Source organism: Rhodoferax fermentans, assembly GCF_002017865.1.
Lineage (GTDB): Bacteria > Pseudomonadota > Gammaproteobacteria > Burkholderiales > Burkholderiaceae_C > Rhodoferax > Rhodoferax fermentans.
The window spans coordinates 2,648,584-2,675,171 of record NZ_MTJN01000002.1; the positions used below are offsets into that span (position 1 = coordinate 2,648,584).

At 59.4% G+C, this 26,588-nt stretch carries 21 protein-coding genes; 19 read left to right on the plus strand and 2 right to left on the minus strand.

Annotated elements, in window-relative coordinates:
* The first annotated feature begins 1 nt into the window (after position 1).
* The 15 genes from RF819_RS12410 to RF819_RS21335 all read left to right on the plus strand — a co-directional run bounded on the left by RF819_RS12410 (position 2) and on the right by RF819_RS21335 (position 16,115).
* Positions 2-949, plus strand: coding sequence for an ABC transporter permease (locus tag RF819_RS12410; RefSeq protein WP_078365274.1), 948 nt, complete (start codon positions 2-4; stop codon positions 947-949).
* Positions 946-1,839: an ABC transporter permease gene (locus RF819_RS12415; protein ID WP_078365275.1), complete on the plus strand. Its 894-nt coding sequence runs from the start codon at positions 946-948 to the stop codon at positions 1,837-1,839. Before RF819_RS12410 ends, RF819_RS12415 begins: the two co-directional genes overlap by 4 nt.
* Positions 1,839-2,831, plus strand: coding sequence for an ABC transporter ATP-binding protein (locus RF819_RS12420; RefSeq protein ID WP_078365276.1), 993 nt, complete (start codon positions 1,839-1,841; stop codon positions 2,829-2,831). The genes RF819_RS12415 and RF819_RS12420 overlap by 1 nt, the downstream gene beginning before the upstream one ends.
* Positions 2,828-3,832 (plus strand): ABC transporter ATP-binding protein, encoded by a 1,005-nt coding sequence (locus RF819_RS12425; protein WP_078365277.1) that lies wholly within the window; start codon positions 2,828-2,830, stop codon positions 3,830-3,832. The genes RF819_RS12420 and RF819_RS12425 overlap by 4 nt, the downstream gene beginning before the upstream one ends.
* Entirely contained in the window at positions 3,829-4,548 is a 720-nt protein-coding gene (locus tag RF819_RS12430) for an aspartate/glutamate racemase family protein (protein WP_078365278.1), read from the plus strand. The genes RF819_RS12425 and RF819_RS12430 overlap by 4 nt, the downstream gene beginning before the upstream one ends.
* Before the next feature lie 63 nt (positions 4,549-4,611).
* Positions 4,612-5,676, plus strand: a complete 1,065-nt coding sequence (locus RF819_RS12435) for a TRAP transporter substrate-binding protein (RefSeq protein ID WP_078365279.1) — start codon at positions 4,612-4,614, stop codon at positions 5,674-5,676.
* 16 nt (positions 5,677-5,692) lie between these two features.
* Positions 5,693-6,322, plus strand: a complete 630-nt coding sequence (locus RF819_RS12440; protein ID WP_078365280.1) for a TRAP transporter small permease subunit — start codon at positions 5,693-5,695, stop codon at positions 6,320-6,322.
* A 9-nt stretch (positions 6,323-6,331) separates the two neighbouring features.
* Positions 6,332-7,642, plus strand: a complete 1,311-nt coding sequence (locus RF819_RS12445; RefSeq protein ID WP_078365281.1) for a TRAP transporter large permease — start codon at positions 6,332-6,334, stop codon at positions 7,640-7,642.
* A 41-nt stretch (positions 7,643-7,683) separates the two neighbouring features.
* The gene (locus RF819_RS12450) at positions 7,684-8,532 is read left to right on the plus strand and encodes a MurR/RpiR family transcriptional regulator (RefSeq protein ID WP_078365282.1); all 849 of its coding nucleotides are present in this window, start codon (positions 7,684-7,686) and stop codon (positions 8,530-8,532) included.
* Between the two features lie 422 nt (positions 8,533-8,954).
* A complete protein-coding gene (locus RF819_RS12455) occupies positions 8,955-10,250 on the plus strand; it encodes a hypothetical protein (protein ID WP_078365283.1) in 1,296 nt (431 codons plus the stop codon).
* Positions 10,251-10,610: 360 nt separating this feature from the next.
* The gene (locus RF819_RS12460; protein ID WP_242473234.1) at positions 10,611-12,371 is read left to right on the plus strand and encodes an ATP-dependent nuclease; all 1,761 of its coding nucleotides are present in this window, start codon (positions 10,611-10,613) and stop codon (positions 12,369-12,371) included.
* Positions 12,368-13,897: a UvrD-helicase domain-containing protein gene (locus RF819_RS12465; RefSeq protein WP_078365285.1), complete on the plus strand. Its 1,530-nt coding sequence runs from the start codon at positions 12,368-12,370 to the stop codon at positions 13,895-13,897. Before RF819_RS12460 ends, RF819_RS12465 begins: the two co-directional genes overlap by 4 nt.
* 12 nt (positions 13,898-13,909) lie before the next feature.
* Positions 13,910-14,821, plus strand: coding sequence for an AbiJ-NTD4 domain-containing protein (locus RF819_RS12470; protein WP_078365286.1), 912 nt, complete (start codon positions 13,910-13,912; stop codon positions 14,819-14,821).
* Between the two features lie 95 nt (positions 14,822-14,916).
* Positions 14,917-15,924, plus strand: coding sequence for a DUF4238 domain-containing protein (locus tag RF819_RS12475; protein ID WP_158081279.1), 1,008 nt, complete (start codon positions 14,917-14,919; stop codon positions 15,922-15,924).
* A 20-nt stretch (positions 15,925-15,944) separates the two neighbouring features.
* Positions 15,945-16,115 (plus strand): hypothetical protein, encoded by a 171-nt coding sequence (locus RF819_RS21335; RefSeq protein WP_158081280.1) that lies wholly within the window; start codon positions 15,945-15,947, stop codon positions 16,113-16,115.
* A gap of 645 nt (positions 16,116-16,760) precedes the next feature.
* Here RF819_RS21335 and RF819_RS12480 read toward each other — a convergent pair.
* Together RF819_RS12480 and RF819_RS12485 are read right to left on the minus strand one after the other, a co-directional pair.
* Entirely contained in the window at positions 16,761-18,077 is a 1,317-nt protein-coding gene (locus RF819_RS12480) for a type II toxin-antitoxin system HipA family toxin (RefSeq protein WP_078365288.1), read from the minus strand.
* A gap of 646 nt (positions 18,078-18,723) precedes the next feature.
* Positions 18,724-19,899, minus strand: a complete 1,176-nt coding sequence (locus RF819_RS12485; protein WP_078365289.1) for a metallophosphoesterase — start codon at positions 19,897-19,899, stop codon at positions 18,724-18,726.
* Positions 19,900-20,335: 436 nt separating this feature from the next.
* Here RF819_RS12485 and RF819_RS12490 point away from each other — a divergent pair, with 436 nt between their 5' ends.
* From RF819_RS12490 to RF819_RS12510, 4 genes are read left to right on the plus strand one after another with little or no spacing between them, the layout of a single operon-like run.
* Positions 20,336-21,268, plus strand: coding sequence for an NAD-dependent epimerase/dehydratase family protein (locus RF819_RS12490; protein ID WP_200224409.1), 933 nt, complete (start codon positions 20,336-20,338; stop codon positions 21,266-21,268).
* Entirely contained in the window at positions 21,268-23,613 is a 2,346-nt protein-coding gene (locus tag RF819_RS12495) for a glycosyltransferase (RefSeq protein ID WP_078365290.1), read from the plus strand. The genes RF819_RS12490 and RF819_RS12495 overlap by 1 nt, the downstream gene beginning before the upstream one ends.
* Positions 23,610-25,274: a methyltransferase gene (locus RF819_RS12500; protein WP_200224406.1), complete on the plus strand. Its 1,665-nt coding sequence runs from the start codon at positions 23,610-23,612 to the stop codon at positions 25,272-25,274. The genes RF819_RS12495 and RF819_RS12500 overlap by 4 nt, the downstream gene beginning before the upstream one ends.
* A complete protein-coding gene (locus RF819_RS12510) occupies positions 25,271-26,584 on the plus strand; it encodes a histidine phosphatase family protein (protein WP_143541699.1) in 1,314 nt (437 codons plus the stop codon). The genes RF819_RS12500 and RF819_RS12510 overlap by 4 nt, the downstream gene beginning before the upstream one ends.
* The last annotated feature ends 4 nt before the right edge of the window (positions 26,585-26,588 follow it).

Genomic DNA, 26,588 nt, shown 5'->3' on the forward strand with positions numbered 1-26,588 from the left:
CATGTGGACCTACCTTGTCAAACGCCTGTTACACGCGTTGCCCATCGCGCTGGCGGTGACCGTGTTGTGTTTTTCCCTGGTGCATCTGGCACCGGGCGATCCCCTCTCGGCGGTGTTGCCGTCCGACGCCTCGCAGGAGGTGGTGGACAGCGTCAAGGCCCAGTACGGGCTGGACCAGCCCCTGCCAACGCAGTACCTGCGCTGGTTGAGTCGGGCATTAAGCGGCGATCTGGGGCAATCCATCAGCAGCGGCCGGGCGGTGAGCGAGGAGATTGGCAAGGCGATTGGCAATTCGCTGCTGCTGGCCGGACTGGCGGCCACGCTGGCGTTTTTGATGGGTGGTTTGCTGGGCATCTTGGCGGGTTACCGGCACGGCACGGCCCTGGACCGGGTCCTGTCGTCGCTGGCCATCGCTGGCGTGTCGGTGCCGCACTATTGGTTGGGCATCGTGCTGGTGGCGATCTTTTCTGCACGGCTGAACTGGCTGCCCGCCATGGGTGCCGGGCCGGACGGCTCTGGCCATTGGACACTGGACCAGTTGCCCTACATCGTGCTGCCGGTCATCACACTCGCGGCCATGCCAGCCGGCATCGTGATGCGGTCGGTGCGGGCCCTGGTGGCCGACACGCTGGGCAAGGAATTCATGGTCGCTCTGGTGGCCAAGGGCATGGGCCAGGGCGCGGTGTTCCAGCATCTGGCCAAGAACATCGCCCCCACCACCCTGGCGGTGATGGGGGTGCAATTGGGCTACCTGATGGCGGGTTCCATCCTGGTGGAGACCGTGTTTTCCTGGCCCGGCACCGGGCTGCTGCTCAACACCGCCATCCTGCAACGTGACATCCCGCTGCTGCAGGGAACCATCTTCGTGCTGGCGCTGTTCTTCGTTGGTCTGAATCTGCTGGTGGACCTGCTGCAACCGCTGCTGGACCCGAGGATGAAACGTCTATGAACGCTGTTTCTTTGGGCAGCTCGGCACCCGTAACAGTACGGCCAGCGATGGCTTCGCAAGGCTACTGGGGCGGTGTGCTGCAGCGCCTGGTAAAGGACAAGGTCTCGCTGGTCTGTGTCGCGGTGCTGGCACTCATCATCCTGGGCGCCCTGTTTGCCCCCTGGCTGGCACCGGGTGATCCGGCGGTCGGCAGTGTGCTCAAACGCCTGAAGCCAGTGGGCACACCCGGGCATCTGCTGGGCACCGACGAACTGGGCCGCGACATGCTGACTCGCCTGATGTACGGCGGTCGGGTGTCGCTGTTGATGGGCATGGCCCCGGTCGGACTGGCCATGCTGATCGGTGGCACGCTGGGCATGGTGGCGGGTTTTGTGGGTGGCAAGATCAACGCGGTGATCATGCGCAGCGTGGACGTGGTGTTTGCTTTCCCGTCGGTGCTGCTGGCGGTGGCGATTGCCGGGGCCCTGGGCGCGGGCATTGGCAACACCTTGCTGGCACTCACCATCGTGCTGATACCGCCGCTGGCGCGGGTAACCGAGAGCGCGACCACCCAGGTTCGCTCCATGGAGTTCATCGAGGCCGCGCGTGCCAGCGGTGCCGGCAGCGCCGTCATCATGCGGGTCCATGTGGTGAGTAATGTGATCGGCCCGGTGCTGGTGTACGCCACCAGCCTGCTGTCGGTCTCCATCATCATGGCTGCGGGCCTGTCCTTCATCGGCCTCGGCGCCCGCCCGCCCACGCCGGAATGGGGCCTGATGCTCAACACGCTGCGCAATGCGATCTATTCCGAGCCGCTGCTGGCCGCCTTGCCTGGGGTGCTGATCTTTGTGGTGTCGCTGGCCTTCAACCTGCTGGCCGACGGCCTGCGCAGCGCGATGGAGGTGAAGTGATGAGCACCTCCACTTATGCGGTGGATGTGGCGGGTCTGCGCAAGCAGTTTTATGTGCGCCAGAAGCGCCTGGGTGCCCGGCCCCAGGTGGTGCACGCGGTGTCTGACATCTCCTTCAAGCTGCAGAGTGGCCAGACGCTGGGCATTGTGGGTGAGTCAGGCTGCGGCAAATCGACGCTGGCACGCCTGCTGATGGGCTTGATTGAGGCCGACGACGGGTCGGTCCTGCTGGCGGGTCAGGTGCTGGGCTCGCGCCCCGAGCAGTTGGCAGCGGTGCGACGCAAGGTGCAGATGGTGTTCCAGGATTCGTTCGCTTCGCTCAACCCGCGGCTCAGTATCGAGGCCTCCTTGATGTTTGGTCCCCAGGTTCACGGCGTGTCGCGGACCGAGGCCCGGCAAACCGCCCACGAATTGTTGGCGCGTGTTGGCCTGGAGCCCGCGCGTTTTGCCGGGCGTTATCCACACGAGGTATCGGGTGGTCAGCGGCAGCGCGTCAACATCGCGCGGGCCTTGGCGTTGAAGCCCGAAATCGTGATTTTTGATGAGGCCGTGTCGGCACTGGACAAGTCGGTCGAGTTGCAGGTGTTGAACCTGCTGCTCGACCTCAAGGCCGAATTCGGGCTGACCTACCTGTTCATTTCGCACGACCTGAACGTGGTGCAGTACATCAGCGACGAAGTGATGGTGATGTACCTGGGCAAGGTGGTGGAAATGGGGCCGGTGGAATCGGTTTACGCACACCCGGCCCACCCCTACACCCGGGCGCTGCTGGCCTCGATGCCCAGCATGGACCCGCGTCAGCGCACCCAGGCGGCACCCATTGTGGGTGACCCACCGAGCCCGATCGACCCGCCCTCGGGCTGCCGCTTTCGCACCCGCTGCCCGCACGCGGTGGCGGCCTGCGCCGAGGGTGAACCGCTGCTGCGAGCGGCGGGGTCCGACGGACACCGGGTAGCCTGTCACTTGACACTGACTGGCGGAGGTGCGTTATGAGTCCCCAACCGCTGGCCTCGGTACGGGACCTGAATGTTCGTTTTCGCAGTCCACGCGGCGAAGTGTGCGCTGTCAATGGGGTCAGCTTTGAGCTGCAGCCGGGCGAGGTGCTCGGCCTGATCGGCGAATCGGGCTGCGGCAAAAGTGTGACCCTGCGCGCCCTCATGCGCCTGCTGCCGGAGCAGCGTACGGTCATGACTGGCGGCATCACCGTGGATGGGCAGGACGTGGCGTCGCTGAAAAACCGCGCCCTCAGCGCCTACCGGGGTGGCACCACCGCCATGGTTTTTCAGGACCCGGGGCTCGCGCTGGACCCGGTCTACACCATCGGCCAGCAGATTGGCGAGGCCATCCAGCGCCATCGCGGCGGCTCCCGGGCCCAGGCGCGCGTCCAGGCGCAGCAGTGGCTGGAACAGGTGAAGGTGCCTTCTGCCCGGGCCCGGCTTGACAATTACCCGCATGAGCTCTCGGGCGGCATGCGCCAGCGCGCCATGATTGCGCTGGCGCTGTCCTGCGGGCCGAAGCTGGTGCTGGCTGATGAGCCCACCACCGCGCTAGACGCCACGGTGCAGATGCAGGTGCTGCTGATCCTGCGCGAGTTGCAGCAGCGCCTGGGTATGGGCGCGGTGTTCGTGACCCACGACCTCGGGGTGGCGGCTGAAATCTGCGACCGCATCGCGGTGATGTATGCCGGTCGCATCGTCGAGATCGGCAGTGCCGAAGAGGTGTTGCTGCACCCGCAACACCCCTACACCCAGGGCCTGCTGGCGGCCACCCTGCACGGTTCCATGCGCGGCACCCGCCGCACCGGCCTGCCGGGTGCACCGCCCGACCTGCTGGCCCTGCCCGCTGGCTGCGCGTTTGCGGCGCGCTGCGCGCATGTCAGCAGCGACTGCGTGAAGGCCGTGCCTGAACTGAGGAGCCAGCCTGGTCTGTCCGCAGCGGCTTGCTGGCGCCTGGGCGCGGTTCAAAACGCCACGGCGGCAGGAGCCGGGGCATGACGCGCCCGGCGCCCGCCCCTCAGCAGATGGCCATGGACAGTGGCCACTCGGTGCGACCCTACCGCATTGCGCTGCTGAACCCGAACACCAGCGCGCGCTCCACCGAGCTGATGATGGCCAGCGCCCTGGAGGCAGCGCCTGCGGGGGTGCACATCGAAGGGCGCACCGTGGCAGCGGGCCAGGACTTCATCGCCGACGCCGCCGCGCTGGCGCTGGCCGCGCAAGCGGTTCTGGAGACCGCACCGGCGCTGGTGGCCGAGGGTTTTGATGCCCTCATCGTGGCGGGCTTTGGCGACCCGGGCGTGGTCGCGCTGCGCCAGCGCCTGGCGCTGCCGGTGACCGGGCTGGGTGAGGCCGGCATTGCCGAGGCCGCCGCAGGTGGCCTGCGCTACGCCATCGTCACCGTCACGCCCGCGCTGCATGACAGCCTGGTGGCCGCCGCCCACGCCGTGGCGCCAGCAGCACAGTTTGCCGGCGTTCGCTACACCCGTGGCGACACAGCTGCGCTGATGGCCAGCCCCGAGCAGCTTCAGCAGGCCTTGTTGCAGGCCTGTCGCGAAGCGGTCGATCAGGACGGTGTGCGCGCCATCGTGATCGGTGGCGGCCCGCTGGCCCATGCCGCGCAGGACATTGCCACGCAGCTACAACTGCGGGTGGTTGATCCGGTGTGTGCCGCGGTGCGACTGGCCTGCGCCCGCGCCGGGCTGAGGGTCTGAACCCACCCCCACCACCGACCCGATTTCTCACCTGTCCCTCAACCCACCCTGGAGCTCTGTGCCATGACCTTTCCGCTTTCCGCCCGCTGGCTCGCCTGTGCGACGACGTTGACCCTGACCACCTTGTGTGCTCCCACCCTCGCCAGTGCCGCTGAGTTCACCCTGCGCGTTGCCGGTAACTCGTCGGCCAATGTGCGCCATTCCGATGGCATTGAAAAACCCTTCTTCCTGGGCCTGCCCAAGGCCACCGGCATTGACATGGACGTGAAGTTCAATCCGATGGACGTGGTGAACGTCAAGCCTGACGACGCGCTGCGTCTGCTGCGCTCGAACATCTTTGACGTGATGTCGGTGCAGATCGGCAGCGTCGCGCGCGACGACCCGTTTTTTGAAGGCATCGACCTGGCTGGCGTCTCCACCAACATGGGCCAGTTGCGCAAAGCGATGGAAGCCTACAAGTCAGCCTTCGATGCGCGCCTGCAGGAGAAATTCAAGGCCAAGGCGCTCACGCTCTGGCCCTTTGGCCCGCAGGTGTTCTTCTGCAACAAGCCCATCAAGTCCATTGCCGACTTCAAGGGCCTGAAGGTGCGCAGCTTCACCCCCAGCATGTCGGCCATGTTGCAGAACCTGGGCGCCACGCCGGTGACGATGTCGTTTTCCGAGGTCTATTCGGCCCTGGGCAATGGGGTGGTTGATTGCGGGGTGACCTCGGCCAACTCGGGCAACTCGGGCAAGTGGCCGGAAGTGACGCAGTATTTCTACCCCCTGGCCGTGGCAGGCTCGGTGCAAGGGCACTTTGTCAACCTCGACTTCTGGCGCAAGCTCAACGCTGACCAGCAAGCCAAGGTCCAGGCCGAGTTCAAGAAGATGGAAGACCAGATGTGGGACTTGGCCGAAGAGGGCACGGCTGACTCCATCGCCTGCAACACCGGCAAGCCGTGCAAGAACGGCACGCCGTTCAAGATGACGCTGGTGCCGGTGACGGCCGACGACGAGGCCAAGGTCAAGGCCGCATCCGCCGCCACCGTGCTGCCGATGTGGAAGGGTGTCTGCAACAAGGTTGACCCGAAGTGCAGCGACACCTGGAATGCCACGGTGGGCAAGGCCCGTGGCATGAGCATCAACTGAGCGCTGGAAGCACGCCATGAATCACCACCACCCCGCCAACCCGATCAGCGAAAAAATCACGCCGGCGGCGCGCTGGGCCACCATCGCCTGTGGCTGGGTGGTGTTTGCCTACGCCGTGGGCCTGACGCTGGAGATCCTGGGCCGCAAGTTCTTCGCCACCTCGTTCAAGGGCATTGATGAACTGGGCGGCTTTGTGCTGGCAATCAGCGCGGCCATTGGCGCCTCGTATGCCATGGCGCAACGCAGTCACACCCGGGTCGATGTGTTTCTGGTGCGCCTGCCCGCCGGTTTGCAGCGCTGGCTCAACACGCTCGCCATGCTGGCCTTTGCCGGGTTCTCCGGTTTTGCGGTCTGGCGTGGTGTGGCGGTGCTGCGTGACACCCTGGAGTTCGGCAGCAGCGCCACCAATCTGGAGCAACCACTGTGGGTGCCGCAGGCGCTTTGGGTCGCCGGGCTGGCCCTGTTGGCCGGGATCTCCCTCGCTTACGCGCTACACGCGGTCTTTCTGCTGGTGACGCGTCGCCCCGAGCTCAATGCCTGGTACGGCCCACACAGTGCGAAAGCAGAGTTGGAGGAAGAGCTGGCCAACATCCACGAGCGCGGGGTCGAGGCCGAGGCGCTACCCGCCGTTTCCCGTTCACACTGAGGCCGCACCATGTCCGATATTTCCCTGCTCGCGGTGGCGCTGGGCTTTCTGCTGCTCATCGGGCTGATGAGTCTGGGCCTGCATGTGGCCTTTGTGATGTTTTTCCTTAGCCTGGTGGGCGCCGTGGCCTACCTCGGGTTGCCGGCCGCACTCGAGTACGGCACCCAGTACTGGAGCGCCAACAACAACTTCGTGCTGGTCTCGGTGCCGCTTTTTATTTTGCTGGGCGAGTTGCTGGTGCGCGGTGGTTTCACCGACAAGATGTACCGATCCCTCTCCGACTGGCTTTCGCCGCTGCCCGGCGGCCTGTTGCATTCCAACATCGGTGCATCGGCGCTGTTCGCGGCGGTGTCGGGCTCCTCGGTGGCCACGGCCGCCACCATCGGCACCGTCGCCTTGCCGGCTTTCAAACAGCGCGGTTACAACCCGCGTCTGGTGCTCGGCACCATCGCGGCCGGTGCCACGCTGGGCATCCTGATTCCGCCGTCAATCAACATGATCATCTACGGCGCCATGACCAACACCTCGGTGGGCAAGCTGTATGCGGCCGGTGTCGTGCCGGGCCTGCTGCTCACCGTGCTGTTCATGGCCGTGATCGCGGTCGCTTGTTTGTGGAAACCCGCCTACGCCGGCACACCCGAACCCACCGCGCCGCTGGGCGACAAGCTGCGCCGCCTGCTGGACCTGGTGCCACCGCTGCTGGTGATTGTGCTGGTGATGGGCAGCATCTATGCCGGTTGGGCCACACCTACTGAATCTGCGGCGCTGGGTGTGGTGGTGTCGGCCTTGCTGTGCGCGGCCTTCGGGCGCCTGACGATCCGCATGTTGCACGAGTGTTTTGTCACGACGCTGTCGATCACGGCGATGATCATGCTGATCGCCGCCGCGGCCTTTTATCTGAACTTTGTTCTGGGCATGCTGGGTGTTCCCGACATGCTGACCAAGTTTGTGGTCGGCCTGCAGGCCAGCCCGGGGCAGATCATCCTGATACTCACGGTGCTGTACCTGATCCTGGGCTGCTTTCTGGATGCGCTGGCGATGGTGGTGGGCACCATCCCGATTGTTTTTCCGATTGTGGTGGCGCTGGGGATCGACCCGGTGTGGTTCGGCATCTTCCTGGTGGTCATGGCCGAGCTGGCCCTGATCACCCCGCCGGTCGGCATGAACCTGTACGTGGTGCAGGGGGTGCGGGGTGAGGGCAACATCATTGACGTGATCTATGGGGTGACCCCGTTCCTCGTCATCATGCTGCTGTTGGTGGCGCTGATCTGGTTTTTCCCCGGCATTGCCATGTGGATGCCAGGTTTGTTGGCCGGCTAGTGCATGTGAAAATGGGCTCTTTCCTACCGGATACCCTTTCCATGCCTGAAGTTTCAGCGACCTCGTTTCTGGCTCGGGTTCGACAGAACCTCGCTGCCTTTCACCCGATGGAGCGCCGACTGGCCGAATTTGTGCTGGATTTTCCGGGTGACCTGGCCAGCTACGCCGCCAATGAACTGGCGTCGCTGGCGGGGGTGTCCAACGCCACGGTCACCCGCTTCATCAAGCGCCTGGGTTACCTGCATTACGAGGATGCCCGGCGCCAGGTGCGCCAGGAGCGCGGCGCCGGCTCACCGCTGTTTCTGGCCAGCCGCAGCACTGGCATGGCAAATCAGTTCAGCGCCAGTTTGGAGCGAAGTCACGACAACCTTCAACGCACCCTGGCCCGACTGAATCCGGCCGACATTGACCACATGGCCCAGTCCCTGCTGCGGGCCCGCAAGATCTGGGTGACCGGTTTTCGCTCCAGTCAGTCGTTCGCTAGCTACTTCCGCTGGCAGATGTTTCAGGTCAAGGAAGACATTGTGCTGGTGCCCAGTGCTGGTGACACGTTGGGTCAATACGCCGCCAGCATCACAGCGGCGGATGTCGTGGTGGTGTTCGCCGTGCGGCGCAGACCGGCAGGACTGGGTGAGGTGATCGAACAAATCATTCGCTCAGGGGCCAAAGTGCTCTACATCTCCGACGAGCAAGTGGCAAGGCAAGCAGGGTTGACGTGGCATGTCTACTGCAGCTGTGATTCCGACCGCCCCCTGGATGACCATGTGGCAGTGATTGGTATCTGTCATCTTTTGGCATCCCGCGTCATCGAACTTGCCGGACCACGCGAGCGGGCCCGGTTGACCGCGATCGAGGCAAGCTACGACGCGCTGCATGAGTTGTTGACTTGATCAGGCAAAAAGCGTTTAGCCGGTCTGGAGGAGGCTTATCGCATGCATTTGATATCGGTAAGGGTCTTAACTGCCACATAAGCAAAAAACTTATATGACCGCTACTGGTCGTCAAGAGTAAGCCGGTTCCCCAATCTGTTTGCCCCAAACTTGAGGTTGGATATTCGCCAAATTGGGCGACCATACTGCTGTCGGTCGTGGGCGCGAACTATGTGCCCATAACGGCCAGCCACCGCTTGCGGAAGCAGCCATTCAAATTCGTGCATGGGAATCAGAAAGCTGACACTCATCTTCACTGTGCCATTTCCGCTGACTGTGCGACTCTTGAGCAGCGGTAGCGGTCCTACGGTAAGCGTGACTTCACGGCTGTTTGGCGTGCCGGCGTTGGTTCGTATAGCGAGTAGCAGAGGTATCCTCTCACCATGAACCTTTCCTTTGCGAACAAGACTTTCATGGGTGGGGAGCCGACCTGGGCGAACGCCTGCGTGGGTGACAACGGGACGCCAGGGGCCATCGACTATGCAAAAGGCTTCGCTTCTGCGGCGAACACCTTGCTTGACAGCGCGATTGCTGATCAGGGCTTAAACCTGCCGGTCGATACCCTGGTTTATCCCGTTTGCTTCACGATGCGTCATGCCATCGAGCTGTTCCTGAAGAAATTCAAGGAGGATTTGGCCGAAATCGGAGCCCTTCGATGCGTTGCGTTGCCAGTTTTCGATCAAGTGGCCTCGCATGACCTGAACCGGATTTGGACCTATGTGAAGACCCACGCGCTAGCGACTGACGAGAGGCTCGTCGCCCATGTAAATCAGTTGGATGAGTACATCACCGACGTTGCAGCCTTGGATGCGACAGGTCAGGTTTTTCGCTATCCGTCTGATGTAGACAACAAGAAGCATCTGACGAGCATCGGCATCATCAACTTCCTTGTTCTGAAGCGCCGGTTCAAGCAACTCCAGCCGTTGCTTGAGGGACTGAATCGAACATTTGTTGACCTGATTGAGGAGTACCGTTGGGGGACCTTCACGGCAAGCTTATCGCGGCTGCAACTACGTAAGCTTGCCTCAGATTTGCCGGCACGTTCGAGGTGGGGCGAGGCCTTCTTTGACCAGGTGAGGGTTGATCTAAAGACAAAGTACAAAGTGAGCAGCAGGGAGCTTTGTCGGGCGATCAAGCTGATTCAGACGCGGCACGAGATGGCCGCCTGCATAGGAGCCCCGGTGCCCATTCCCAGGCTTTCGGTTGCTGCTCTTGAGCGATTTTTCGACAAATGGTGCGCAGCAAATGACCTGCAGCTAGTCATTGACCCGCCACCGCCGCGCTTTGTTTCTCTTACTGACATAGCGGAGGCGCTGCGATATGACGTAAATCGGCAGGACCTAGGCATAGGTCTGGCGGCAGAGATCGACCCTGACGAGTTTGCTGCCATCAATGCACTTTTCTATTTCGAGAGCGAAGCCCCAGTGTCCGAGGCGTTCGAGCGTGTTCTTGCCATCTATCAAAGGGAAGCCGATGGCTACAAGGCTAACCTAGCCGCATACCAGCAGTCGCTGGGGCACATGATGGGGAAGATAAGGGTCTTCGACCGTATCCTCTACTCGTTGGATTTCCTGGGTCAGACCGAGATTTTGGAGGCCATTATCCAGCGGTATGGCCTTGAGCCAGCGCGAAGGAGACTGCTTGAAAAGAGCAACATCATGAAGGCGATTCCCACGTAACGCCTGTCGACGCTGAAGCCGCCTCCAGTGCTCCCCGGATTCCTCGGCTGCTGGTCGTCAGGCCTGCTGCAAACGACAGCAATCGGCCTTGAAGAGTCACAGGCCTGAAGGTTGACCAGTTTTCCGGGCGGCCGACTGTTGAAGACTGAAAGCGGTCTTTTTTTTCTTTTCGCAACGACTGCTGACACCAATACTGCTCATTGAGTTTAGTGCTGCTAAGCTACGTGCGTTTAGCAATTTGTTGTAGTTACGTAATGCCCGTGATCGCAAATCTGTGAGGCTTTCGAAGCTCGCGTTCCATCAAAGAGGTGAGAAAGCGGGTTTCTGGCTATGCGGCTATTCCTCGCAATTGAGAATGACATGGCCAAAACAGCACGAATTTATAAGATAACTATTCAACGCTTCAGGGGCATCCACTCCCTAACATGGCTGCCTGCGAAAGGAATGAACGTCATCCTGGGTGGGGGTGACGTCGGAAAAACGACCATCCTCGAAGCTATTGCACTGCTGCTCTCGCCATCGAACACTGCGGTCATCTCTGAGGCCGATTACTGGGCGCGGGACAGCGCACAGGAATTCGTCATCGAAGCCGTCATGACCCTACCCGATACGACCGGGATCGGCTCGCAGAACACTTTTGCTTGGCCATGGGCGTGGAACGGGCAAGATGCCATAACTCCGTCAGCCAACGGGGAAGAAGACCTTCCCGAGCCCGGCGAGCCGGTGTATCGCGTGCGCGTACGGGGAACCACGGAATTGGAAATCACGTGGGAGGTCATGCAACCCAACGAAGAAATCGACCATTTTTCGACAGCCGTTCGCCGGCGTATCGGCTTGGTCCGAATGAGCGCTGATGAGCGCAACGATCGCGATCTGCGCCTTGTCTATGGCTCAGCGCTGGATCGGTTATTGGCTGATAACGCATTGCGTGCACGTATCGGCAAGGAGGTCGCTGGGCTCAATTTGCACGATTCGCTCAACGACAAGGCTAAGGAGGCGATCGAATCGCTGGATGCGCGCATGGCCGGTGCTGCGCTTCCCTGCGATTTGAAACTCGGTCTCACGACCAGCCAGGGGTTGTCCATCGGCGCGCTCATCGGACTGATGGCGACCAAGAATGGGGTGACGTTGCCCCTGAGCAGTTGGGGTTCTGGCACCAGACGAATGGCTGCGCTCGAAATCGCATCGTCAACAGGCAAGGAAGCAAGCGTTACGCTCATCGATGAGATTGAGCGTGGGCTTGAGCCGTACCGTCTGCGCAAGCTCATCAATATCCTGACCAGCCAACACGGGCAGATTTTTCTCACGACGCATAGCCCTGTCGCCATTTCGTGTGCCGAAGACGCTCACCTTTGGTATCTGGACAGCCTGGGCTCCATCGGTGCGTTGCCTCGGGACAAGATCGGGCCACAGCAGAAACGCGATCCTGAAACGTTCCTGGCGCGTGTGGCCGTTATTGCAGAAGGCCCCACCGAAGTCGGCTTTTTGCAGTACTTATTAGAGAAGGCTTTTAAGGGCAACCCGCTCGATCACGGGGTGCGAGTCTGCGATGGTCAGGGTAACAGTGCGACCTTGGATCTGTTGGAGACGCTCGCGTCTTCCGGTTTGCTGTTTGCCGGCCTGGTTGACGACGAAGGTACCGCGCCAGAGCGGTGGAAGAAACTGAAAGACAAGCTCAAAGGGCGACTGCACCAGTGGCCCAAGGGCTGCACCGAAGATCATGTGATCGGGGCCGTTCCCGAGGCAAATCTTCTCGCACTGCTGAAGGATGCAGAAGGCGAACTAGACGGCTATCGACTTCGGACTTTGGCGGAGCGCCTCGGACTTCAAGACAAGAGCACGGAGGCGATAGATGCGGCGCTGAAAGCCTCTGGAAAAACGTGGCGCGCTTTAATCATTGCAGCAGCTAGCGGCAGCAAGGATGGGGCGCCCGCAGGTCAAGAAAAGGCTTGGAAGAAGCATTCCCAGCAATGGTTCAAGTCCACTGTCGGTGGACAGGAGTTGGCCCAGAAAATGGTCACTCTAGGCGCTTGGACGGAAGTACAGCCGCAGTTGCTTCCGTTGATCAACGCGGTACTTGCAGCCGTGGGTCACCAGGCCTTGCAAGAGCTCGATCTATGAGCGACCAGGCCGTCGCCAAGCTTCTACGCTCAGCTGAGCCGCTGGTAATCATTGAAGCAGCGGCGGGCTGCGGCAAGACATACCAGGGCGCTGCGTACGCGCAGGAGATGGTGGGAGCGCTCGGTGATGGCCGCTTGCTCATCCTGACGCACACCCACGCCGCTTGCTCTGTCTTTGCAGAACGCACTAAGAAGGCCGGGTCACGCGTCGAAATCAAGACCATCGATGCCTTGATTGCGCAGATCGCGCTGGCGTACCACAAGCCACTTGATCTTCCGCGCGATCTGACCTCCTGGGCTTGGCAGGGTGGAGGGCAAGGCTTTGAGATCATGGCGACCAAGGTCGCAGGATTTCTGCGCCATCAGCCAATGGTGGTTCGTGTACTGGCCCAACGCTACCCAGTCATCGTGTGCGATGAACACCAGGACTCCAGTGTCGATCAGCACAGTGTTGTCATGTCCTTGCTGTCCGCTGGAGCAACCGTCCGGATCTTTGGAGATCCCATGCAGCGGATTTACGGGGCCAAGACCGACAAAGCGGCGCGCGAGGATCGTGCCCGCTGGGACGCTTTGAAGACGCAGGGAGTAGGTGAGAAGCTGGTCACCCCTCACCGCTGGCAAACCGGTTGCCCTCTATTGGGGGCTTGGATAATCGAGGCGAGGGAGAGCTTGGAACGCGGAACTCCCATAGACCTGACCGGAGCGCTGCCTCCATCAGTTAGGGTGCTTGTCGGGAACAACACGGCTCAGATGCGAACGGGCTACCAACTGACCAAGGACCACAGGGCACCGATCGACACGGTGCTTAAAAGCAGCCCGCAGTTGATGGTCCTCGCATCGCAGAACGACTTGGTATCGGCACTTCGAGCCTTCTGGTTTCGGACAGTGCCGATCTGGGAAGGGCATACGCGTGATGCGCTAGGGGCGCTCGTGCAGACACTGCGCACCGGTCATGGCGATCCGGAGGCGCTGGCGCAGGGTGTCATCACCTTCATGGGCTGCGTCGCGGCGGGATTCAGCCCATCCAGCCACGGTGAACGACTTTTGCAGGAAGTCCGCACCGGGGCGGCACGCCCCACCACCGGAAAGCCGGCCAACATCCAGGCGGTCGCACGATGCCTGCTGAACAATCCCTCGCACACGGGCGTCTCGGACGCGTTCGCAAAAATTACTGCGCTGGTGAAGGACAACGCTGCGGGCTTCGACACCGTGAAGATCGATCACAGGTCCGAACTGCGAGATGCCGTGCGCATCGGCCAGTTCGCAGATCCGGACGAAGGATTTGCGGAGGTGTCGCGCATGCGTTCCTATTCCCATCCTTCATTACCAAAAAAGGTGCTCAGTAGCATTCACAAGGCGAAGGGCCTGGAGTGCGACCACGCGATGCTGATGGCCTGCGACAAGGCGCAGTTCACATCGACCCTGTACGCCAAGTCCAAGATGTACGTAGCCCTTAGCAGGGCGAGAAAGTCGCTCACCTTGGTGGTTTCGACATCCAATCCCAGTCCCCTGTTCAAGCTCCGTTGAAGGACCGACCCCATGAGCAACTATTTCAGTGATCGGGAGCTTGGGCCGAGGGCCCGTACCGAGCAGACAATGAGTCCAGTGGCATGGGCCGGCATTGCGGTCCTGGTTGAGGCCCTGGCGAGTTCCGGAGCGTTCGGGGCGTCGTTTCCGCAAGTATGTCCCGATGGTCATGCGATCTGTGGCAACGACACGGACATGCTGAAAAGCGCAATCGAAGCGGAGATCGAGGGCCTGTCATGGCCGCTGCAACGCGACAAGGTCGAAGAAGATGATTTCATGCGAACGCGAAAGCCGTGGGCGCCCCCGACCCTTGTGGCGCTCGATTTCATCGAGTTCGTGTGGAGAAACGTTGCGCGGCCGATTCCGGGACGAGTTCACGATTACTACCGCCATCACCATCTGTCTTTCGACAGCGCGGAAGGGCGTTCCGCGTTCGTGACCGATGTGAACCGCATCCTCGCGCGTAACGGGCTGGCCTATGAGATTACCGAAAGCGGCGATGTCCGACGGATCTTGCCAGCCATCATCGGGGACTTGCTCGCAAGAGCCTACTTCCGGACCGGGGACCAACTGCTCAACGTTATGCTGGAAGAGGCGCGCAGGAAATTTTCCGATCCCGATCCACTGATCCGCCGTGAAGCACTGGAGCGACTGTTCGATTCATGGGAGCGCGTCAAGACATTGGCAGACGAAAACAAGGCTAAGTCGGCGAAGTTGGTTCTGGACAGGGCAAGCCCTGAACCGGCATTTCGGCAGCTTCTTGAGAAGGAGGCCTTGGAGCTTCGAGAGATTGGGAACAGCTATCTGTTGCGCCATCACGAGCGAAGCCAAACACCTGTGATCGACACAGATCATGTCGACTACCTGTTTCACAGGCTCTTTTCGTTGGTGGATCTGGTGATCCGCAAGAACGCACCTCGCTAGGAGCCGAGGCTCATGTGCTCGGGTTCAGATCTCATCGAAGCAGGGCAGTCGAAGCAAGTCTCGATAGGCGCATGCTTGGCCCTGGGAGCGGCTCAATGAGCGAGCCTTTGCAGCACTACGTGCCCAAGTTCATGCTGCGGCGGTTCTCCTCTGGTGGGCGTGAATTGGTACATGCGTTCGACAAGCACCAGGACAAGATTTTTGCGTTCTCCACGTCGAAGAAATCTAAAGTGGGTGTCGCGGCGGAGCGAGCCATTTACGATTTTAATTTTCAGGGGGTTCCCCTGACGCTGGAACCCGCACTGAGCAGCCTTGAAACCAAGGCAGCCGAGGTCACTGCGCGGGTCATCGCGGCTCAAGCGCTTCCCCCTGCCTGGCGCGAAGAGAAGGCAATTCTCGCCAGCTTCATGGCGGTGCAGCTCGTACGCACCAAGGCGATGATGGCAACCCTCGACGATCTTTCTAGTCGCATGGAAGGGTTTTTTCGTGCGGAGGGTGCCCCGGAGGAGTTCTTTCAGCCCGACCCTTTGGTCGGCAGCAAGGAGAACGCGCGAAAGGCCCACTACGCGGCATTGATTACCAATGCGTCGAGGGACTGGGCGCCTCTGCTGCTGCAGAAGGTCTGGCATCTGATCAAGACCACCGACGACACGCCTTTTTTCATGGGGGATCATCCGGTCGTTCGGTTCAATGACCCCAATGCGGAAGGCCGCGGAAAACTCGGCTTGGCGTCCATCGGGGTTCAGCTGTACTTCCCGCTGTCTCCAACACTGGCGCTTTCCTTGATGTGCCCTACATATCTAGAAATGATGATCGATGGGATCGAGCGCATTGATCGGCTGCTTGTGGGCAGGCTCGGGGAGCCTAGCTCGCTCAGAGCGCAGCGGAAGGAGATTTCCGGCATCGTGGAGGCGCTTCTGGCAGGCTCCATGACGGAAGTACGCCCCGAGAACGTTGAACACTTCAATTCGCTGCAGGTGCTGGAAGCGGAGCGTTACGTGTTCTCCGTCAAGAGTGATTTCTCCATGGTCAGGGAGATGATCCAGGAAGACGATACCGTTCGTTGGGGAACGAGATTTGTGGAAGGCTCAGGCCACTTCTAACTACCAACATAGGAGCGGGCATGCTCCTCGCGGTTGCTTTACACTGGTACCAAATTTCCGGCTTCGGTGCTGTGTCTACCACGGCGTTGTTCGGAGACTTCCTCAGCGGGTGTCTGGTGTTGTTTGCTTCCTTGTTCATGGTGTTCGAGATCTCTTTGGAGTTCGAGATGCAGCGAAAGGGGAAAAAATGAAGCTAAAACTCAGGCTGAAAAGCAATCGAAAGGGCGCGGGGTTACTGGGGGTATGCGCACTGGACACTGCAGGGAAGTCACGGCTTCGCTTCGGAAGACTTAGGCCCTGAGAGTGCCCCATCCCCCGCCAATTCGAGAAAGCGTCTTTAAGACGCTTTTTCTTTTTTAGGCAGTTGCGTAGCACTTCGTCATTTGTTCGCGAATGTTTGATTAGTGTTTGTCAGCGGACTTGCGGCGCGGAGTACGAGTGACTGCAATCGCTGCACAGGAGCCGACTGTGCCGACCTTCTGATTTTTCGTGGTGGATGACTGCTTATGAGCACTGATTCCCAATGGCAGCACCTGGTCGTCACGAGACGACCACTTTGAAGATGGGCAACCTCGGTAGCGGACATTGGCGGCAAAAACTGCAGACGCGTGAATGTCGGCTATCGGGCATCGATTTGGACAGCCGCTACGACAGCAATGGGTCGGGAACTGCCCGTCACGGCGGAAACCTGAATGACTCTTGCCAGCCTTGAAGAGTCACAGGCCTGAAGGTTGACAAGTTTTCCGGGCGGCCGACTGTTGAATCCAAGCTGCATTTCGGCTGTCCATCGTGCCTGTGTTGCCAAACTGCCCGGCATCACCGAATTGACTATCCCCCTAGTCGTTGTATCCCTGTGCTTTATTGAACTTGCGCAGATGGGCGCGCGTGCCCGCAAAGATGCTCTGGGCCATGGCCATCGGGAAGTCAGGCGGCAGAGCCTGCTCAACCGCCAACAGGGCTGCATCTATGCGCTGCACCATCTCCAGCATGGCCGGCCAGGCATCTTGCACACCGCTGGTCTGGGCCAGTTGTTCCCAGTGTCTGCGCTGCACTTCACTGAGTCGGTAGTGGGCGGTTCTGGAGCGTACTGCCATCGACAACTTGGCTTTCTTGTAGGCGATGTCATAAGGTCCGGTACCTATCAGCGGCCAGGCGGAGATCACGTCATACAGGGGTGTCATGCGGTAGCCTCCACCCGGCAGGTGAAAGAGAGAGTAGTTCTTGGCATGGCCGTCGATGGCGCCCAATAACCAGAACAACAACTGGGCACACAGAAAGGTTCGGCCATCCTGCTGTGCTGACACCGAGCCTTTGAGTACCTCCAGACAGTCCTGCATGCCTGGACCGCCCTTGGCTTCGTACTTGGTGTCACTGCCCACGCCCAAGGCCTGACACAGATCCTCCTGAACCAGACGGGTGATCCAGGGGCCTTCCTGCCATTGCCGGTCAAAGCGTTCCACCACCAGGACACGTCTGTCACCAAAGTCAGCGATCTCACAGTGGGCAACCGGCAGCTTAAGCTGGGCCAGGATTTGGCTGCACAGCCATTCGTTCTCGACCGAGCGACGCAGATCAAGCTGGCGACCGGGGGTGACACCAATGGTGGGTTTGAGGATGTGGGTGGTGGGGGTAGACCCAAGGGGGTGACACCATTGCTGACCGACGCGCAGTAAGGCTGTTTTCTCCTGGGCACCACCGATGGTCAGCCGATAGCCGGTATCGACCAGAGGATCTGGGGTTGAGGCATCACCGAGACTGGCCAGATGTGCCTCAAGCTGGGAGCCGCTGAGTACGTTGTAGCTCAGGTGGCCAACGGGAGCAGGCGTCTCACCGGGGGGCAGGAGTTGGAGCGCACCCACGCAGTCACGGCCAATGGCTTGCAGCATCGCAAAGATATCGGTCTGGGTAAGCTTCAGGCGGGTGCACAGGCGTTGTCGGATGCCCTCACTGTCGGGCAGAAGGTTGTCGAAGTAATTCTTGACCACTGCACCTTCGAGGGGTTTGTCTGCGGTGAGGGGCAAAGACAGGGAGATCGGGCGAGCCTGGGCTTGGGCCAGCCAACTGGGGGCATAGTCAAAGAGGTGGTGTCCATCTCGGCGCACGTGCCAAGTGCCAACCTGTTGGTCGTTGATCCAGGCGACGAGTTCTCTCATGGCTTAAGCATTAGGGTCTGCAGTGCAGTGGGGGACGACAGATTATTGGCTCTGGCTGATATTGGGCAAATATCGGAGATGGGTGATATTTTGCAGGGGGTGTTGATCAGGGTGCTGCGCTTGGCCAAGGCCCCATTGCCGCTGCCCAGTCCTCTGGTTCAGGCAGTGCGTTGGCATTGGGTATCCAGTGTGCGATCTGGTCATGCTGGCATGTTTGGGCTCTTGAACCATCAATCTAATCGTCCTTTCGTCTGTGCTGCGACCATCGTACTGAACACGGCTTGGTATTCAAGAGTCGGGCAAGAGGAAAACGATAATCTTTTTGCAATGATGGGAATGACGCAGAAGCACCGTTTTACAGGACGTCCTGACTGCGACTGGTACGCGGCCCAAATCTGATTCGATTTCATCGAAAACCTAGTGAAGACAGGAATCGAAAAGTCGATCACCATTGAAGCTGGCAGCACCAATGTGTACCTAGGACTGGGTGATGTCGACACATGAGACCGAGAAGGTGCAAGCCTCAGCATGAACTTTCAGGGGCTGAACTCGAGTCCACAGGTGGTTGCTCGCGATGCACGGTGGCATTCACAGTCGGTCGGACGTCATCAACGACTATCAAAACAGGCTAAGCCAGCGATCGTCCTCAAGCGCGAACCAATCGCAGCAAGGTAATCTCAGATGGCGCACCAAAACGCTTGGGTGGTCCCCAGTACCCTGTTCCCCGGCTGGTGTAAACCCAGAGGGACTGCAACCTATGTAGCCCCGCCGTGAATGGCTGTTGCCATCTGACAAAGTGATTCCAAGGCCAGAACTGGCCACCATGTGTGTGACCCGAGAGCTGCAGATCAAAGCCCGCCTGCAGGGCATCAGGCGCACTGCGGGGCTGATGGGCCAGCAACAACTTGAACACGGCGTCCACCGGTGCACCGTTCATCGCCCGAGCAGGGTCACTGCGTTGTGCCTTGTCAAAGTGGTGGGCGCCGAAGTCTGTCACACCAGCCACCACCATCGTGGCCGGCTTAGGGTCCTGTGCATCATGGTGGTGGTGAATCACCACATGATCGTTCATCAGCACTTGGATACCCAAGCCTCTCAATGTATCGATCCAACCATGCACCCCGGAGTAATACTCATGGTTGCCGGTGACGAAGAAGCTGCCGTGTGTGGAAGTCAAATCCACCAGAGGCAACACGTCATCTCGCAGTTCTGCAACACTACCATCGACCAGATCACCGGTGATGGCCACCAGGTCAGCACCCAGGCTATTGACCCTAGTCACGATGCGCTGCAAATACGGACCCTTGATGGTGGGGCCCAGATGAATGTCGCTGATCTGTGCAATCTGAAAACCTTGCAGGGCGTCAGGCAGGTTGGCAATCGGGACATCGACTCTCACTACTGCTGCAGTTCGACGTGCATTGGAGAATCCCCACAACGTCACCAGCAGACCCAACACCGGCACCAACAGCGCCGTGTCAAAGCGAATGCTCGCAAGATCAGCTGTTGCAAGCGTCGCAGGCCAAATCCTTTCGAAGCCCTGCTTTGCCAGCAGAGCGACTTCCCGAAGCGAAGCCAGCACAAACAGGGAAGACCCGAGCCCCATGCAAAGCAGTCCCAACCAGGTCAGACGGGTGGCCAACGTCGGACTGGCAATACGCCGCCCCAGAAACCCCATGGGAAGCAGCAGTGCCGATAGCAGCAGCGCCACCCACAATGCCATGCCCAACAGCGGGTGAACTGCAAGGAGATCGGGTGCTACTGTCCAGCCGACAAAGGCGTGCAGAAGGAAAGAAATCAGAAACAGGACAGAGACGGACATTCGGGAGGACGCATAGGAACTCGTCCATGCGCGGTAGCTGCAATGAAACCAGATGGTGGCGGTTGGGGTTGATTCAAGTCATGGACGACTGTCGCAGAAGGATGGATCACCGCGACAGTAACGACGCTCGATGGATCGGTTTGAAGTTTGTGTCGTGAGGTTGATGCGTTTTTGTGGTCAGACTGGCGCCGCATATGTGCGAGGGCAGGGCGATCCATTTGTTTAAGGACAGGGCCACATTTCTGGATCTTTTGGCGAGTTCATTCAGCCGAGTTTGAGTGCTGAACTGGTGCCTGCTTGTTGGTCGAATGAATCTTGATTTGTTGACTGCAATCAACAGAACATTAAAGAATGCCGTTGGGGCATTCGTCGCAACCAGCAAAACCAGTGAATGGACAATTTCAGACGCGATACTCGTTCAGATTGCAATGAATAGATGTATGCGTCGATGATATTTTCCGAAGAAGAAGTTTCCACAATATTGGTCACAGGATGCAAGGGTCTCATTGGCAAAGCCCTAACCAAAGCACTCAGCAACGCCGGTTATGTTGTACGTGGCATTGATCTGAAGGAAGATGGGGCGAGCAGGGGTGACATTCGCAGTCGCGAAGACGTAGACCGTGCCATTGACGGATGTATTGGTGTTGTTCATCTTGCTGCAGTTTCGCGCGTCATTGATGGTGAACGTGACCCTGTCTCTTGCTGGGCCACCAATGTGGAGGGAACACGAAACGTCCTTCATTCGGCACTTGCAGCACCAAGCTCGCCTTGGGTGATTTATGCAAGTAGCCGTGAAGTCTATGGCAGGCCATCAACTTTGCCTGTGGATGAAGATGCACCACGTTGCCCGCTCAATATCTACGGACGATCAAAGGTGGCAGCAGAGGATTTGACTTCTGCATCTGAATTGCGGACAGCAATACTTCGCTTTTCAAACGTCTATGGATGTACTCGGGATCACGCTGATCGCGTTGTTCCTGCCTTTGCCAGGCAAGCCGCCGAGGGGCGCACGCTACGCGTAGACGGTAGTGACCACACCTTCGATTTCACGCATGTTGAAGATACTGTTCGCGGCATATTGGCGGTGATCAAAAGGCTGGAACGGGGTGAAAGGCTTCCTCCCCTGCACCTTCTGACTGGCACGGCGACCAGTCTTGGGCAACTTGCTTCAATGGCCGTCGAAATAGCCAAAAGCACCTCCAGTATTGTCGAGGCACCTCCCCGAAGTTACGACGTCGAGATGTTCTATGGCGATGCATCGCGCGCAGCGAAGTTACTTGACTGGAGGGCCGAGGTGACTATTGACGCTGGATTGAGTCGTTTGATTCGTGACTTTCAGGCAGAAAGCAGTCTGTTGGAGGTTGTGTGATGCGCATACTCAAGGTCATTCACGGTTACCCGATGCGCTACAACGCCGGATCCGAGGTCTACAGCCAGACACTTTGCCAGGCACTGGCCAATCGACACGAAGTTCATGTCTTCACCCGTGAAGAGAACCCTTTCGCACCGCCTTACGACCTCAAGGCGGACGCCGATCCCGATGACACCAGAGTTCGCTTGCATGTGGTCAATATGGCCAACTTCAAGGATCGGTACCGCCACGAGATGGTGGATCAACGCTTCTTGGAAGTACTTGAAGACGTGCGACCTGATGTCGTTCATATCGGCCACTTGAATCACCTTTCGACTTCACTGATCGCACGAGCAGCAGCGGCCAACGTTCCGATCGTGTTCACGTTGCACGACTACTGGCTGATGTGTCCCCGCGGGCAGTTCATGCAGATGTTTCCCGAGGATCCCACGAACCTCTGGGCAGCCTGTGAAGGGCAGGAAGACCGAAAGTGTGCCCAGCGGTGTTATGCACGCTATTTTTCGGGAGATCCCGAGACCCAGGACCATGATGTTCAAGTGTGGAGCGACTGGGTGAATCGCCGAATGACTCATGTTCGCGAAATGGCTGAACTTGTGGATATGTTCGTTGCGCCGGCACGCTATCTGCGTGACCGGTTTGTCCAGGACTTTGGCCTTCCTGCTGAAAAAGTTAAGTACCTGGACTACGGTTTTGACCTGTCTCGCTTCGTGCAGCGCAAACGTGATCCTTGTCAACCATTCACGTTTGGCTACATTGGGACCCATATCCCCGCCAAAGGCATCCACCACCTCATCCAAGCCTTTGGACAGTTGAGCGGTGCACCCATATTGCGAATATGGGGGCGCCCCAGGGGACAGGAAACGGACGCGCTGCGTGTGTTGGCCGGCAGTCTTCCTGGCGACGCCTGTGATCGCGTCGAGTGGTACCCAGAATATCGGAATCAGGACATCGTCACAGATGTCTTCAACCAAGTGGATGCGATTGTTGTCTCATCTGTCTGGGCCGAGAATTCCCCGCTCGTCATCCATGAGGCCCAGCAATGCAGAGTGCCGGTCGTGACCGCCAACTACGGCGGTATGGGTGAATACGTGCACCATGAGGTCAATGGACTTCTTTTTGAGCATCGCAACCCGGAGGATCTCGCTCGACAAATGCAGCGGCTGGTTGATGACCCAGAACTGGCGGTCAGGCTTGGCAGGCGAGGTTACCCATTCGACGATAACGGCGATATTCCGTCCGTTGAAGATCATGTTGTGCAGATCGAAGCAATCTACGATGACCTTGTTGCTATGCGTGACAGAGAAAGTTTGGTCAAGGCGTCTGCGCCTTGGCGCATTACCTTCGACACAAACCCGGATGACTGCAACCTGAGCTGCATCATGTGTGAAGAACACAGTACCTTCAGTTCATTGCAGAAGCGCAGACGCGCAGAAGGTCGACCCAGACGACGCATGGAAATGGCCATGATCCGACAGGTTGTGGAGGAGACCGCCGGCCGGGGTCTGCGAGAGATCATTCCGTCGACCATGGGCGAGCCACTTCTATTCAAGGACTTTGATCAGATCATTGATCTGTGCCATGAGTTCGGAATCAAACTGAACCTCACCACCAATGGGACCTTCCCTGGTCGCGGGGTTCGGGCTTGGGCCGAGCGGCTCGTGGCAGTCACCTCGGACATCAAGATATCCTGGAATGGTGCAACGGCAGCCACGCATGAAACGATCATGCCCGGTATCAAGTGGGAGCAAGCATTGGCCAATGCGCGCACCTTCATTGCGATTCGCGATGCGCACGCTGCAGCGGGCGGCAATCGGTGCCGGGTAACCTTTCAGCTCACTTTTTTGGAGAGCAATGTAGGTGAGCTGGCAGATATGGTGCGGTTGGCTGTTGGTCTCGGTGTGGACAGGTTAAAGGGACACCACCTCTGGGCGCACTTCAGCGAAATCGAGGATCTTTCCATGCGCCGAAGTCCCGAATCCATTGAGCGATGGAACGAGGCTGTTCGCGAGGCGCACTCGGTGGCCCGCGCCAATCCTCTGCCAAATGGTGAGCTGATTCAGCTTGACAACATCTTCGAATTGGACGCGGCAGCTGTCACTGATTTGGCACCGAGCGGAGTTTGTCCCTTTCTTGGCCAGGAGGCCTGGATCAGTGCACAGGGGCGATTTGATCCATGCTGTGCTCCGGATGCACAACGCCGCACACTCGGGGAATTCGGAAACCTCCATGAGCAGTCATTCACCGACATCTGGAACAGTGAGCCCTATCGGAACTTGACCCAAGGCTACAGCAGCAAGGCCCTTTGCGTCGGCTGCAACATGCGCAGACCGGGAGATCAATGATGGGCTGGCGCGGTTTGACCGTGGCGCCCGAGCGCACGCATCATCTGTTAAACGGCGCACCTGCTTACAGCGCAAGGTTTCTTGAAGTTCTGAAGTTTCATGATCCCGGCCTTGCTCCAGCTGTGGATGCAGCGGGAGCAACACATATCGACCTGTCTGGGCAGCCGGTCTATGCCGACAGGTTTATCCGGACTTTTGGTTTCTATGAGGGGCGGGCGGCAGTTCATTCGCTGGTCGGCTGCTTCCATATCTTGCCCGATGGCTCTGCGCTGTCTTGCCTGCGCTTTGCCTGGTGTGGCAACTTTCAGGAAGCGCGCTGTGCTGTCCGCAATGTCGAGGGACGTTATCTGCATCTGGGTGTGGATGGCCAGCCTGCATACGAGAAGTCCTGGCGCTATGTCGGTGACTACCGGGATGGTGTCGCAGTGGTTCAGCGTGACGACGGTCTGCACAGCCACATCGACAAGTCAGGCAGTCACGTTCACCTGAAATGGTTTGTGGACCTGGACGTTTTTCACAAAGGCTATGCCCGTGCTCGAGATGATGTTGGCTGGATGCATGTTGACGGTGCAGGGCTGGCGCTATACGAGCGTCGCTTTGCCAATGTGGAGCCGTTCTACAACGGGCAGGCCCGCGTCGAGCGGTTCGATGGTGGGCTGGAAGTCATTGACGAGCATGGTGACACCGTTGTCGAACTTCGAGGGGGGCGGCGCAGCGAGTTCGCTGCGCTCTCCGCCGACATGGTGGGTTTCTGGCGAACCGAGGCGATTGCCGCTGCCGTCGAGCTGGGTATTTTCGAGGCTCTGCCGGGAACAACCGCTGACATCGCTGGTCGACTCGGTCTTGATCACGGGCGCCTCAATGCATTGCTGCGTGCGTTGGTCGAACTCTCGCTTGTCGAGAAGCGGGGAACAATCTGGGTGCGCACCGCTCGGGGGGAATACCTTGCCAAGGACAACCCACTGACACTGGCAGATGCAGCTGGTGAGTACGCTGGCCCCTTGCGAAAACTCTGGGGCTCGCTAGCCGTTGCGCTGCGCGACACAGATTGGCGCACACCAGATGTTTTTAGTGACGTCGCAGCCGATCCGTTGCGCGTGCAGTCGCATCACCGGATGCTGCGAAGCTATGCCCGTCATGACTATCCCAGCGTTCCCAAGGCGATGCAGCTGAGGGGAGATGAGCTGGTCATGGATGTCGGGGGCGGCTTGGGAGTGCTCGCTGAGATGCTTCTGGACGAATACCCAAAACTCAGGGTGATCCTTTTGGATCGGACAGAGGTGATTGCTCAGGCACGTGCGAATCCAAATGAGCGGCTGCAATTGCTTTCGGGAGACCTATTTGAGCGTTGGGATGTGAAGGTCGATGTCGTTGTGCTCGCGCGCGTGCTGCACGACTGGGATGACGAACGTGCGGCACGGATTCTTGCCAACGCGCGCAAGGTGCTTCAGGTGGGAGGCCGAGTGTTTGTGGTGGAGATGCTGATCCCGGATGACGGCGCTTTTGGTGGTCTGTGCGACCTGCATCTGCTCACGGCCACAGGTGGTCGTGAGCGCACCGCCAAGGAATTTGAAAACCTGTTCAGACAGGCAGGGTTTGAGCCAACTGCAGTGCAAACGCTGGCGGCACTGCCTTCAATCATCGAGGGAGTCGCTCGGTGACAGCAATTCAATGGGTGATTCCTCCGTCGACACTTCGTTGGCTGGAAGATGTTCCTCACGATCAGCCGGTGGCGATGCTGATCCGACATTCAGTTCGTGACCACCTGCCGTCAGGAGAGGTCGGGTATGAGCTTCCAATCACCGAAGTTGGTCATCAACTTGCCACCGAGCTCGGCGGCCTGCTTGGACAACGCCTTCGCTCGATTCATGCCAGCCCGCTTCTGCGCACGATGCAGACAGGGCGTTGTCTGGGGACGGGAGCAGGTCTGTGCGTGTCCGTGAAATCGGACCGTCTGCTTGGAGATCCCGGCGTCTTTGTGGTTGACGGGCGAGCTGGGGAAACCTGGGGCCGTCTCGGACATGAGGAGGTTATGCGCCAGTTGGTCGAGGGCCGGACCGTCTTGCCAGGATGTGCTGCAGCCGAGCCTGCAGCGCGGTTTCTGGTTCATCATATGTTGTCCCAGGCCAGCGGTGCGCCTGGCATACACGCCTTTGTTACCCATGACTCTCTTGTCACAGCAACGATGGCACACCTACTGGGCAAGCAACTCGGCGTAGATGACTGGCCCTGGTACCTTGAAGCAGCCTTCTTCTGGGAACGTGACGGCGATGTCCACTGTACCTATCGGCATTGGCACGCGATACGACAGGCACCGCTTGTCGAGTTGAGCGAGAACGACGTTGTTGGGTTCGCGAGGAGGGAAGTCGCAGCCACGGTTGGACTTGATTGCCCGGCGCGATTTTTCCTGGCTGGCGGTGCTTTCAAGACATTGTTGACAGGTCGGCCACCACGGGACCTGGATCTCTGGGCTCCAAGCGTACAGGACCGGGTGATGCTCGAGACAGCACTGCGTCAGCGCGGCGCGAAACCGCTGCCGCAGAAGCCCTACACGCAGGGTTTTTGCCTCGGTGACCGGATCGTTGAGCTACCTCTTCATACCGAGCCGGACAATTTGGAGGAGCGGCTGCAGCGATTCGATCTGGGGCTCTCAGCTATTGGCGTCGAGCACTGCCCAGGTGATCAGTGGCGTGCCGTCATTCATCCACTGGCGCATCAATCCGTCAGTGAACGCAGGGTGCTGCTTCTCAAAGAGTTGCACAACTGGAGACACTGTCTGACGTCTCTGGAGCGTCTGCGCCGTTACGCAGCAGAACTTGGCTACGAGGCACCAGCATCGGAGGAAGATCGGATCTGGAACATCTTCCGAAGCCAGTCAGATGACATGCAGGCGGGAATGGTGGAGCGATTCCAGATCAGCGCTCGACATGACCAAGGAGTCGCCGACGACATTGCGCGTCGCCGTCGTTGATCCC

What these genes read in the sequence shown, in the direction of transcription:
- RF819_RS12410 (WP_078365274.1), top strand. Translation starts at nt 2, where the DNA reads ATGTGGACCTACCTTGTCAAACGCCTGTTACACGCGTTGCCCATCGCG.
- RF819_RS12415 (WP_078365275.1), top strand. Translation starts at nt 946, where the DNA reads ATGAACGCTGTTTCTTTGGGCAGCTCGGCACCCGTAACAGTACGGCCA.
- RF819_RS12420 (WP_078365276.1), top strand. Translation starts at nt 1,839, where the DNA reads ATGAGCACCTCCACTTATGCGGTGGATGTGGCGGGTCTGCGCAAGCAG.
- RF819_RS12425 (WP_078365277.1), top strand. Translation starts at nt 2,828, where the DNA reads ATGAGTCCCCAACCGCTGGCCTCGGTACGGGACCTGAATGTTCGTTTT.
- RF819_RS12430 (WP_078365278.1), top strand. Translation starts at nt 3,829, where the DNA reads ATGACGCGCCCGGCGCCCGCCCCTCAGCAGATGGCCATGGACAGTGGC.
- RF819_RS12435 (WP_078365279.1), top strand. Translation starts at nt 4,612, where the DNA reads ATGACCTTTCCGCTTTCCGCCCGCTGGCTCGCCTGTGCGACGACGTTG.
- RF819_RS12440 (WP_078365280.1), top strand. Translation starts at nt 5,693, where the DNA reads ATGAATCACCACCACCCCGCCAACCCGATCAGCGAAAAAATCACGCCG.
- RF819_RS12445 (WP_078365281.1), top strand. Translation starts at nt 6,332, where the DNA reads ATGTCCGATATTTCCCTGCTCGCGGTGGCGCTGGGCTTTCTGCTGCTC.
- RF819_RS12450 (WP_078365282.1), top strand. Translation starts at nt 7,684, where the DNA reads ATGCCTGAAGTTTCAGCGACCTCGTTTCTGGCTCGGGTTCGACAGAAC.
- RF819_RS12455 (WP_078365283.1), top strand. Translation starts at nt 8,955, where the DNA reads ATGAACCTTTCCTTTGCGAACAAGACTTTCATGGGTGGGGAGCCGACC.
- RF819_RS12460 (WP_242473234.1), top strand. Translation starts at nt 10,611, where the DNA reads ATGGCCAAAACAGCACGAATTTATAAGATAACTATTCAACGCTTCAGG.
- RF819_RS12465 (WP_078365285.1), top strand. Translation starts at nt 12,368, where the DNA reads ATGAGCGACCAGGCCGTCGCCAAGCTTCTACGCTCAGCTGAGCCGCTG.
- RF819_RS12470 (WP_078365286.1), top strand. Translation starts at nt 13,910, where the DNA reads ATGAGCAACTATTTCAGTGATCGGGAGCTTGGGCCGAGGGCCCGTACC.
- RF819_RS12475 (WP_158081279.1), top strand. Translation starts at nt 14,917, where the DNA reads ATGAGCGAGCCTTTGCAGCACTACGTGCCCAAGTTCATGCTGCGGCGG.
- RF819_RS21335 (WP_158081280.1), top strand. Translation starts at nt 15,945, where the DNA reads ATGCTCCTCGCGGTTGCTTTACACTGGTACCAAATTTCCGGCTTCGGT.
- RF819_RS12480 (WP_078365288.1), bottom strand. Translation starts at nt 18,077, where the DNA reads ATGAGAGAACTCGTCGCCTGGATCAACGACCAACAGGTTGGCACTTGG.
- RF819_RS12485 (WP_078365289.1), bottom strand. Translation starts at nt 19,899, where the DNA reads ATGTCCGTCTCTGTCCTGTTTCTGATTTCTTTCCTTCTGCACGCCTTT.
- RF819_RS12490 (WP_200224409.1), top strand. Translation starts at nt 20,336, where the DNA reads ATGTATGCGTCGATGATATTTTCCGAAGAAGAAGTTTCCACAATATTG.
- RF819_RS12495 (WP_078365290.1), top strand. Translation starts at nt 21,268, where the DNA reads ATGCGCATACTCAAGGTCATTCACGGTTACCCGATGCGCTACAACGCC.
- RF819_RS12500 (WP_200224406.1), top strand. Translation starts at nt 23,610, where the DNA reads ATGATGGGCTGGCGCGGTTTGACCGTGGCGCCCGAGCGCACGCATCAT.